At 64.3% G+C, this 9,682-nt stretch carries 10 protein-coding genes; 7 read left to right on the top strand and 3 right to left on the bottom strand.

What is annotated here, in order from left to right; genetic code table 11:
• Nucleotides 1-415 (top strand): autotransporter domain-containing protein (locus ABIC90_RS26275; protein WP_354359489.1); only part of this gene is annotated, 415 nt, incomplete at its 5' end.
• 43 nt (nt 416-458) lie between these two features.
• On the opposite strand, the gene ABIC90_RS26270 is transcribed toward ABIC90_RS26275, so the two are convergent.
• Together ABIC90_RS26270 and ABIC90_RS26265 are read right to left on the bottom strand one after the other, a co-directional pair.
• Nucleotides 459-1,397: a LysR family transcriptional regulator gene (locus tag ABIC90_RS26270; protein ID WP_354359487.1), complete on the bottom strand. Its 939-nt coding sequence runs from the start codon at nt 1,395-1,397 to the stop codon at nt 459-461.
• Nucleotides 1,398-1,425: 28 nt separating this feature from the next.
• The gene (locus tag ABIC90_RS26265) at nt 1,426-2,370 is read right to left on the bottom strand and encodes a LysR family transcriptional regulator (protein ID WP_354359485.1); all 945 of its coding nucleotides are present in this window, start codon (nt 2,368-2,370) and stop codon (nt 1,426-1,428) included.
• Between the two features lie 451 nt (nt 2,371-2,821).
• On the opposite strand from ABIC90_RS26265, the gene ABIC90_RS26260 reads away from it, so the two are divergent.
• The 4 genes from ABIC90_RS26260 to ABIC90_RS26245 all read left to right on the top strand — a co-directional run bounded on the left by ABIC90_RS26260 (nt 2,822) and on the right by ABIC90_RS26245 (nt 6,953).
• Complete coding sequence (locus tag ABIC90_RS26260) at nt 2,822-3,490, top strand: hypothetical protein (protein ID WP_354359483.1); 669 nt, start codon at nt 2,822-2,824, stop codon at nt 3,488-3,490.
• Between the two features lie 94 nt (nt 3,491-3,584).
• Nucleotides 3,585-4,172 (top strand): MarR family winged helix-turn-helix transcriptional regulator, encoded by a 588-nt coding sequence (locus tag ABIC90_RS26255; RefSeq protein WP_354359481.1) that lies wholly within the window; start codon nt 3,585-3,587, stop codon nt 4,170-4,172.
• A 192-nt stretch (nt 4,173-4,364) separates the two neighbouring features.
• Nucleotides 4,365-5,471 carry an ABC transporter substrate-binding protein gene (locus ABIC90_RS26250; protein WP_354359479.1) on the top strand — a complete coding sequence of 369 codons (1,107 nt, stop codon included), beginning with the start codon at nt 4,365-4,367 and terminating at the stop codon, nt 5,469-5,471.
• 237 nt (nt 5,472-5,708) lie between these two features.
• Nucleotides 5,709-6,953 carry an acyl-CoA dehydrogenase family protein gene (locus tag ABIC90_RS26245; protein WP_354359477.1) on the top strand — a complete coding sequence of 415 codons (1,245 nt, stop codon included), beginning with the start codon at nt 5,709-5,711 and terminating at the stop codon, nt 6,951-6,953.
• Nucleotides 6,954-7,023: 70 nt separating this feature from the next.
• On the opposite strand, the gene ABIC90_RS26240 is transcribed toward ABIC90_RS26245, so the two are convergent.
• Nucleotides 7,024-7,554: a MarR family winged helix-turn-helix transcriptional regulator gene (locus ABIC90_RS26240; protein WP_354359475.1), complete on the bottom strand. Its 531-nt coding sequence runs from the start codon at nt 7,552-7,554 to the stop codon at nt 7,024-7,026.
• Between the two features lie 324 nt (nt 7,555-7,878).
• Between ABIC90_RS26240 and ABIC90_RS26235 the strand changes: the two genes are divergently transcribed.
• Both ABIC90_RS26235 and ABIC90_RS26230 read left to right on the top strand, forming a co-directional pair.
• The gene (locus ABIC90_RS26235; RefSeq protein WP_354359473.1) at nt 7,879-8,793 is read left to right on the top strand and encodes a LysR family transcriptional regulator; all 915 of its coding nucleotides are present in this window, start codon (nt 7,879-7,881) and stop codon (nt 8,791-8,793) included.
• Nucleotides 8,794-9,108: 315 nt separating this feature from the next.
• Complete coding sequence (locus tag ABIC90_RS26230) at nt 9,109-9,672, top strand: pilus assembly FimT family protein (protein WP_354359471.1); 564 nt, start codon at nt 9,109-9,111, stop codon at nt 9,670-9,672.
• Nucleotides 9,673-9,682: the final 10 nt, after the last annotated feature.

Here is a 9,682-nt window from a genome sequence, read left to right as displayed (position 1 = left end):
CTGGAAGATCGAGCCGCAGCTGCAGCTGATCCACCAGCACCTGGGGCTGGACGACATCGCGATCTCCGGCGCGCGCGTGCGCCAGGACAGCGACGACGGCTGGATCGCGCGCATCGGCGTGCGCCTGAAGGGCGAGATCGCCACGGGCCTGGGCACGCTGCAGCCGTACGGCCGCTTCAACCTCTACAAGGCCAGCGGCGGTGCCGATGTGGCCCGCTTCATCGGCGCTGCCGGCAGCACCGACATCACGGGCCGCACCGGCTCGACCACGGCCGAACTGGCCGGGGGCCTCACGCTGGCGCTGAGCGAGACGACCAGCGTCTACGGCGAGATCGGCAAGCTGTGGGCTGCGGGCGGTGCGACGGATGTGAAGTCTTCCGTGCAGGGCTCGATCGGGTTGCGCATGAAGTGGTGAGAGTTCCGGCGTTGCATTGCAGGGTATGAATCGAGCGCTGCGTTCAAACCTGCATGCCTGGATCCGCTTCGGCATCCATGCGCAGAACGGCTTCATGCATGAGCTCGCGCAGCCAGATCAGCCCCAGGTCCCGGGTGCGCTGCCTGTGCCATTGCTGCAGCTGCGCCATGTGGGGCATCGGCGCGGGCATCGGAAGCAGCGTGAGCGGCAGCAACTTCTGTGCGATGCGGGCAAGCCTGGCATGCATGGTGGCGATGCGGTCGGTGCCCACCACAAGATGGGGCGCGTTCGCGAAGCTGAACGTGGTCACCTCGATGTGCTGCGCCTGGACGTAGCGTTGCTTGAACCAACTCTCCAGCGTCGGCTTGTCCATGGCCGGCGGCTTCACCGCCACATGGCCGGCTGTCGCGTATTGCTCGAGCGTGAGTTCGCCGGACAGCGCAAAGCAACTGCGGTTCCACACCGCACAGCAGAACTCTTCCTGGAACAGCAACTCGGTGGGATGGTCCGACAGCGCGTAGGCGCGAGGGACCACCATCAGGTCGGCCTCGCCGTTCTCCAGGGCACGATGAGGCCGGTCGAGCAGCGGCATGAGGTCGAAACGCACGGTGCGGGATTGCTTCTCCGCCAGCGCGAGCAGGTGCGGCATCAGCGTTGCAGCGGTGTAGTCGGAGACGATCAACTTGAACTGGCGATCCGACGCCGACGGATCGAACGCCGGAGGCGTTGCAAGGGCCGTGTCCACGCGCATGAGGATGTCGCGCACGGATTCCTTCAGCGCTTCGGCCCGCTGGGTGAGCTCCATCTTGCGGCCCACGGGGACCAGCAGGTCGTCGTCGAAATATGCACGAAGCCGCGCGAGCGAGCTGCTCATGGCGGACTGGCTCAAGTGCAGTTGCTCCGCCGCCCGGCTGATGCTTCGCTCCCTGAGCATGGCGTCCAGGGCCACCAGCAGGTTCAGGTCCAGATCCTGGAATCGCATGGTTCTTGTTCTCTTCCGAGCGTGACGCTCAATCGGCTGTCGATGGGCCCTGGCCCGCTTCGGCGTCCATGCGCAGGGCGGCTTCATGCATGAGGCCGCGCAGCCACGCAAGCCCAGGGTCCCGGGTGCGGTGCCTGTGCCATTGCTGTATCTGTTCCAGGCGGGGTGTAGGCGTGGGCAGCGGGAACAGCGCGAGCGGCAGCGCCTTCTGCGCGATCCGGGCAAGCCTGGCATGCATGGTGGCGATGCGCTCGGTGCCGACGACAAGATGCGGCGCACTCAGGAAGCCGGAGGTCGTGACCTCGATGTGCTGCGCACCGACGTAGCGCTGCTTGAACCAGCTCTCCAGGGTCGGCTTGTCCATCACCGGAGGCTGCACCGCCACATGGCCGCCCGCTGCGTATTGCGCGAGCGTCAGTTCGCCGGACTGCGCAATGCGGCTGTGGCGCCACACCGCGCAGCACAACTCTTCCTCGTAGAGCTTCTCGACCGGATGGTCGGGCAGGGCGTAGGGGCGCGAGATGATCATGAGATCGGCTTCGCCGCTCTCCAGCGCGCGCCGGGGCTGGCCGGGCATCGGCATCAGGTCGAAGCGCACGCTGCGCGATTGCTCGGCAGCCAGCGCGAGCATGTGGGGGAGCAGGGTGGCCGCGGTGTAGTCGGAGATGACCAGTTGAAACTTGCGATCCGATGCCACCGGATCGAACTCTGGAGCCGTGGCAATGGTGGTGTCCACGCGGATAAGGATGTCGCGCACGGCGTCTTTCAGCGCTTCAGCCCGGCAGGTGAGTTCGAGCTTGCGGCCCACCGGCATCAACAGATCGTCGTTGAAGTAAGCCCGCAGCCGCGCCAGCGAGCTGCTCATGGCGGACTGGCTCAAGTGCAGTTGCTCCGCCGCCCGGCTGATGCTTCGCTCCTTGAGCAGGGCATCCAGGGCCACCAGCAGGTTCAGGTCCAGCTTCTGGAATCGCATTGTTCTTTTACTCCAGGGTCCGTTTGTGGACCCAACCGTTGTGTCGGTGCAGGTGCTGCAGTGGTGGCTGGCGGATTCTCACGTATCGCTGGCATCGATACGAGGTATCGAGCAAAACAATTTTGCGAATACATCACCCCCTCCTATGCTCCGCGACTTGGTTGCATTACTGCTTGTTTCTTATTCCTTCTTGCATGCCGCCTTTCGCATTCATCGAAGCTGCCAACGCCCTTCCGCGTTGCCGCCTCCATCCCTAGTTCGAAGCCGGCGCGGCGCCCGTTTGCGTTTGCTTCGACGGTCGCCGCGTGGTGCGACCGCGTTGGCAACGCATGCCCAATATTTCATCGCAGGAAGAACGACAGCAAGTGATCGCTATCCCTATGCAATTCGAAAGCGGGCCATGCCCAGGTTGAGGCTTGGCTTGTACAGGTTGCCGAACATCGAAGTGGTCGTGATCCAGACGATCGTTCGGCTCTCCGCCCAGAACGGCTCCTTTCCATGGAAGCTGGTGGACGTGCCTCCCTACGACGCGCTGCTGGTGGACGGCACCCTGATCGAAGACCAGCTGGCCGAAGTCGAGCAGATGGCCCCCGCGGTACTGACCGTGACGCGCCTGCATTCCGAGGGCATGGCGAACACGCTGGAGCGGCCCATCCGCGCCGAGAAGCTGCAGCAGTGGTTGTTGAACACGGGGCGAGAGCTGGTCGAAGCGCGGCGATGGTCGGGCGCTGCAAGAGAGCTGCCGGTTGCCATGTCGCAGGAGTTTCCCGATTCGGCCCGCTTCATGCTCAGCCGCTGGCCTCCGGCCGCACTGATGGGCCGCGACGAGAGCAACGACCGGATGGCCAATCTGCTCTGGCAGCGCAGGCTGAGTGTGAGCGAACTGGCCGAGCGCTGCGGGCAATCGGTGTCCCGATGCATGGGGTTCCTGCAGGTCTTGCGCAACGCAGGCGTGCTGGATGTGCATGTGGGCGCGCCGCTGCCGGACGAGGCGCAACTGCAGGCGACGCCGCAAGAGCGGCAGCAGGAGCAGGCGTGGCAGGCGCTGCACGAAGACCCGGAGACCGGACTGGGCCTCATGGGCGGACTGTTTCGCCGAATCGGCCTGCGCTCGTCATGAACGGCACGGCATGCGCGCAGCGTCGTTGTCCGGGCCGCGCCACTCGCCGGAAATTTGTGGTCCCTGATCTTTTGATTCTTCTCCATTGACTCCCATGCAAGACGCCTTCGACGCCATCGAGTTCAGCGCCGCCAGTCCGCTGGATGACCTCTTCCTGTCCCGGTTGTGGCGTGCCGTGCGCGCGGGCAGCGGCATGGCCACCCGCATGATCGAAGACGAATCGGGCATCACGCATCGCGAGTGGGGAATGATCGGCATGCTCGCGCAGGTCGGCGAGGTCACGTCCTCCGGCTTGGCCGAGCACCTTCACCTGGACCGCGTGAGCACTTCGCGCGCCCTGCGCAGCCTGTTCGAGAAAAAGCTGGTGGAGCGGCGCCAGGACGCCGAGGACGGCCGGGAAGTGCGGGTGCGCCTGAGCTCCGCGGGCCATCAGCTTTTCGAAGAGCTGTTCCCACGCGTCGCGGGCCTCAACGTCGAGCTTCTCGAAGGCATGGATGCGGCGGATCTGGAGGTTTTGCTGCAGTGCCTGCACCGGCTCGAGATGCGCGGTAGCGAACTGAACGCGCAGGGCGCGGTGCCCGAGAAGGCCAACCGCCATGCGGGCGGCACACGCCACCATTGGCCCAGGCAGAGCTTCGAGCGCACCGGCCCGATGGGCTTGAGCGCTGCGGCCGGGCAATAACTTCGACAACGAGCAACGCACAAGCTGCAAGCGCGCGGCTGGTGCGGCACGGGTGTTCGTGCCTGCTCTCGCATGCGGTGCGATTGCGACGGGAAATGAGTATCTGAATTTCATTTCGTCTGCTATTCGAAAGTACGTGTGATCGATAAAACCCATTCACATCTTTTGAAACTCACCTCGAGCATCGACCCCATGAGAACGTTGATCACACTCTTCGCCCTGACTGTCGCGCTGGCCGCCTCCGCGCAAGAGAAGATCCTCATCGGCCAGTCGGCGCCTCTCACGGGCGCCGCGGCTGCGGCGGGTACGGCGTTCGTCGACGGAGCCCGGCTCTACATCGACCAGGTGAACCGCACCGGCGGCGTGAAGGGCCGCATCATCGAACTGCGTACGCTGGACGACATGTATGTGCCCGAGCGCGCGGCCGCCAATGCCAAGAGCCTGATCGATGCAGGTGCGATCAGTCTCTTCGGCTTCGTGAACACGCCGTCGTCCGTGGCTGGCGCCAAGGTGGCGGTCGACAACCGCGTGCCGTTCATCGCGCCCGCCACCGGCGTGAGCAGCCTGCGGCAGCCCGGCAACGACTATGTGTTCAATGTGCGCAGCAGCTTCAAGGACGAGACAAGCCATATCGTCTCGCACCTGCAAGTGCTGGGCATCAAGAGGATCGGCTTCTTCTCGCTGGAGATTCCCGAGTCCAAGGTGATGTTCGATCACATGAGCGGACTGCTCGGCAAGAGCGGCCAGAAGTTCTTCAGCGCCGTCAACCAGCCGCCCGGCAAGGTCGACCTCAAGAAGGCGGCCGAAGAACTCAAGCCCAAGGAAGTCCAGGCCGTGGTGATGTTCTGCCCCGGCAAGATGTGCGCCGATCTCATCGGCGAAATCCGCAAGCAAAAGGGGTCGCCGACCTTCTACACCATCTCCTCGGCGGGCGACGTGTTCGGCGACCTGGCTGCACAAGGCGTGAGCATTGCGGTGACGCAGGTCATGCCTTATCCCTGGACGGTGGGTTCGTTCCCGATCGTGGCCAGGTACCGCGACGCGATGAAGGCCGCGAACGACACCCGCATCGGCTACTGGAGCCTGGAGGGCTACATCAGCGCACAGGTGCTGGTCGAAGGGCTGCGTCGAATCAACGGCAACGGCGCGCCTACGCGTGCGGCGATGCTCGCGGCCATGCAGTCGCTCGGCCATCTGAACCTGGGCGGTTTCGAATTGACGATCGACCGCGACGATCACACCGGCTCGCACTACACCGACCTCACGCTGGCGCGAAGCGGCGGCCGATACATTCGTTGAACACAACATCGAACAGAGAGGCAGTGCTGGCGCGATGCACCGCCGACCCCCTCGGCGATCACGTCACCCGTTGAAGATTGGGTTCCACGTCGAGGTCACGCGTTCGCGTGCGCTGTGCGTATCGAGAACTTCGGTAGGAACCGATGGATCTTGTAGATCGTCCTGCAGGAGACAGCCTGAGCGATCAAGCCGGGGCACCATGGGGGCAACTTCACTCCCTCATCTGGAAGACCCCGCATGGAATTCGCCTACACGCCCAAGGTCCAGGATCTGCGAACGCGCCTGCTCGCGTTCATGGACGCGCACATCTACCCGAACGAGAAGCGCCAGGCCGAGGAAGCGCATCAGTCTTACCTGAACGCACAGAAGAACGGCGGCTTCTACACCGGCCTGCCGCTCTTGGAAGAGCTCAAGGAGCAGGCGCGCGCAGCCGGCCTGTGGAACCTGTTCCTGCCCGAGGCCGCGCACGGCGCCGGGCTCAGCAACCTGGAGTACGCACCGCTGTGCGAGATCATGGGCCGGCGCTACTGGAGCGCCGAAGCCTTCAACTGCAGCGCACCGGACACGGGCAACACCGAGGTGATCGAGCGTTACGGCTCGGCCGAACAAAAGGCGCGCTGGCTGCAACCGCTGTTGGACGGCCAGATCCGCTCCGCGTTCGCGATGACCGAACCGGCCGTGGCCTCTTCGGACGCCACCAACATCGCGTGCAGCATCCGGCGCGAGGGCGGCGAGTACGTCATCGACGGGCGCAAGTGGTACATCACGGGCGCCATGAACGAGCGCTGCAAGCTGTTCATCCTGATGGGCAAGACCGACCCCGACAACGCCGATCGCCACCGCCAGCAGTCGATGATCATCGTGCCCGCCGACACGCCCGGCATCACGGTGCTGCGCGACATGGCGCTGGTCAATCACTTCGACGCGCCCTTCGGTCACCCGGAGGTGCTGTTCGAGAACGTGCGCGTGCCGGTGGACAACCTCCTGCTGGGCGAGGGCCGTGGTTTCGAAATTGCGCAGGGGCGCCTGGGTCCGGGACGCATCCACCACTGCATGCGCATGATCGGCATGGCCGAGTCGGCGCTGGAGATGATGTGCGAGCGCGTGGTCTCGCGCGTGGCCTTCGGCAAGCCGCTGTCCGAGCAGGGCGTGTGGCGAGAGCGCATTGCAAAAAGCCGGATGCTGATCGACCAGACGCGCTGGATGGTGCTGCATGCGGCATGGCGCATGGACACGGTGGGCAACAAGGTGGCAGCGCAGGAGATCGCGATGATCAAGGTGATTGCGCCCAACAACTGCATCCAGGTGATCGACGACGCGATGCAGGCCTTCGGCGCGATGGGCCTGAGCCAGGACACGCTGCTGGTGAACTTCTGGGCCTACGCGCGCCACCTGCGCATGGCCGACGGCCCTGACGAAGTGCACCGCAACGCGATCGCCAAGCACGAGCTTGCGCGCTATCGCCCGAAGCAAATTTCTTGAAGTTCGCTAGGCCCTTGAAGTTGTTGAGACCGTTGTAGCGGTTGCGTTTCGGGGCCTGGCGCGAGGGCCGTCAATGGTGGCGTGTGCCACCTGCTGGACGAAGGTCGGCTCTTTGCGGAGCGGCGTTCCGTTCGCTCAACGCGTTGCCACGCGATTCGAGTTGACGCAGGCACTGCAGAAACACGTCATGGTGCTCGGTATCGAGGCCGTCCAGAAGCGCGGTGTTCAAAGAGGCGATGCGCGGGAACAGGTCGTCGAAGAGTCGCATACCGGCAGCGCTCAGCCGCACGTGGACTTCGCGTCCGTCGTCTGCGTTCTGGCGCCGCTCGATCAGCCGTTTCTCCAAAAGAGTCCGCAGGCCGCGCGAGGTGCGCACACGGTCCAGCTGCAAGCGTTCGGCCAGTGCCGAGGGCCTGATCTCCCCGACCTTCGCGAGCATGCCGATCATTCCCCACTCGCGATGCGTGATGCCGAAGCCCCCCTCGACGATGCGGGTCACCATGCCCCGGCTTGCACGCGTGGCTCTCCACAAGCGGTACAGCAGGAGATCGCTCAGTGCGCGCGGCGCACGCAGTGCTGTCGTGTCGGGAAGGGCTTGCATGTGAATCCAGTGCGCGTGAAGAAGGGTCCAAATAATTGATTAGGTCAATTGATTGTTGTGTCTCTATAACGATCCACGGGTGACATGCTGCTGCATCACGGCGCGGACTACCAGCTTTTTCTTGCAATGTGCACCGCGCTGGCGGGGATGTCAGCTGCCGTTCAGCGTTGTGAGTGAGGGACGTACCTCATGCGTTCCGGTGCGCATTCTGGCGTATCTCGCAAAAGCCCCGAATTGGTGATTTCCAGCGCTTTCTTAAAAGTTGGACGAGTACCTGTCAAAGGGCGGCTCGAACCAACGACGACAACAACAGAAAGAATCCTTGTGCTCGATCTGAATGAAGTAGCGATGTTTGTGCAAGTGGCTCGCAGCGGCAGCTTTGCCGAGGCGGCAAGACGGTTGAGCGTGCCCTCCGCCACGGTGAGCAGGCGCATCCAGCAACTGGAGGCACGGCTGGGAACGCGGCTGATGCAGCGCTCCACGCGCAAGCTCACGTTGACGAGCGCGGGCGAATCCTTTCACGAGCGATGCGGACCTGCGGTCGAAGAGCTCATCGAGGCCGGCCAACTGCATGTGGCGAACAGCGCCGAGCCGAGCGGCATGGTGCGCGTGGCCGCGCCGACCAGCTTTTTCGATTTCTTCCAGATGGAATGGGTGCAGGCCTTTCTGGCCGAGCATCCGCTGGTGCGGCTGGACTTCGTGCTCAGCGATCTTCTGGTCGACCTGATTGCCGATCGCATCGACATCGCGTTTCGCGGTGGGCCCTTGCAGGACTCCTGCTATGTGGCCCGGCGAATCTTTGCGAGCTATGGCGAACTGATCGCAAGCCCCGCCTACCTGTCGACGCACGGCACGCCCGTGACGCTGGAGGACCTGAGCGAGCACGAGTGCGTGGTGCAGTCCGATGCCAGCGGCAGCGCCACCTGGCGCCTGCAGGACTCGGACGGCGTGGAGAGCGAAGTGCGCGTGCGAGGGCGCTTCAACAGCAACGCGCAGGAGGTGCTGCGCAAGGCCGCTTGCGCGGGCCTGGGCATTGCCGCGCTGCCCTCGATCCTCACGGCCTCCGACATTGCAGCCGGCAGGCTCGTGCGCGTGCTGCCGCAGTACACGCGGGCCGGGCGCGGCCTGAGCATCGTCTACCCCAGTCGACAGCAGCGTCCGCTGGCCGTGTCGACCTTCGCCGACATGGCGGTCGAAAAACTGAGCCGCCAGGACTGGGCGCCCTCGTCTGGTGCATAGCCTGAGCGCCCGACTGACTCAGCAGCGTGCACGCGATTGGATTGAAAAATGAGTGGGTGCATTTCAGTCATGGAGCTAGTCGAAAGCATTCGTTTTTGCAAAAAATTGTCACATGAGTTTCGCAATAAAACAACGACGAGCTGGTCTTTTGTGGTCACGGCAGTGGATGCAAGAACGACTTTCGAAGACACCGGGGTGGCGGCGTGCGATGCGCGTCGCAGGCCCGCGGCCGCTCGGCTTCACATTGAGCGACAAGGCCCGGGCGACCCGGCGTGGCCAGTCGTGCCCGGCATGAATGGCCGCCGAGCCCGGGCAGTGCGATTTACGCTCGGCGAGGCGATGGTGACGATCACGTTGATGTCCATCCTCGCCATGCTGGCGATGCCGTCGTTCGCCACCTGGGCCGCCAACAACAAGGTGCGCGCCGTCAGCGACTCGCTGCAGAACGGCTTGCGATTCGCTCAGTCCGAAGCGCTGCGCCGCAGCCGGCCCATGGTCTTCTCGCTCACCGACAGCGCCGCGCCCGAAACAAGCCTCACAGCTGTGGCCGGCGGCGGCAACTGGTCCATCAACGTGTCCCGGTCGAGCCTGGACGCACAGAGTGTGTTCGTGCAGGCCGGCGTGCTGGCCGACCTTGCATCCGGCGTCCAGATCAACGGGCCCGCGGCCGTCTGCTTCAACGCCATGGGACGGCTCGTGGCGAACACCGACACCGGCGTGAGCGGCGCCAGCTGCAACACCGAATCGCCGGTGATCACCTACGTCGTCGACGCGGCCGGCTCGGACCGCAAGCTGCGCGTGCTCGCCGGAATGGGCGGGCAGATTCGCATGTGCGATCCGGCTCGCAAGTTCGCAAATTCCTTGGACGGTTGCCCATGAACCGTCACCA

The organism is Variovorax boronicumulans (genome assembly GCF_040544675.1).
In the GTDB taxonomy this organism is placed as follows: domain Bacteria; phylum Pseudomonadota; class Gammaproteobacteria; order Burkholderiales; family Burkholderiaceae_C; genus Variovorax; species Variovorax boronicumulans_D.
Note: the sequence above shows the minus strand (reverse complement) of the source record. Positions and strands in the feature narration are given on the sequence as shown.

What these genes read in the sequence shown, in the direction of transcription:
- ABIC90_RS26270 (WP_354359487.1), bottom strand. Translation starts at nt 1,397, where the DNA reads ATGCGATTCCAGGATCTGGACCTGAACCTGCTGGTGGCCCTGGACGCC.
- ABIC90_RS26265 (WP_354359485.1), bottom strand. Translation starts at nt 2,370, where the DNA reads ATGCGATTCCAGAAGCTGGACCTGAACCTGCTGGTGGCCCTGGATGCC.
- ABIC90_RS26255 (WP_354359481.1), top strand. Translation starts at nt 3,585, where the DNA reads ATGCAAGACGCCTTCGACGCCATCGAGTTCAGCGCCGCCAGTCCGCTG.
- ABIC90_RS26250 (WP_354359479.1), top strand. Translation starts at nt 4,365, where the DNA reads ATGAGAACGTTGATCACACTCTTCGCCCTGACTGTCGCGCTGGCCGCC.
- ABIC90_RS26245 (WP_354359477.1), top strand. Translation starts at nt 5,709, where the DNA reads ATGGAATTCGCCTACACGCCCAAGGTCCAGGATCTGCGAACGCGCCTG.
- ABIC90_RS26240 (WP_354359475.1), bottom strand. Translation starts at nt 7,554, where the DNA reads ATGCAAGCCCTTCCCGACACGACAGCACTGCGTGCGCCGCGCGCACTG.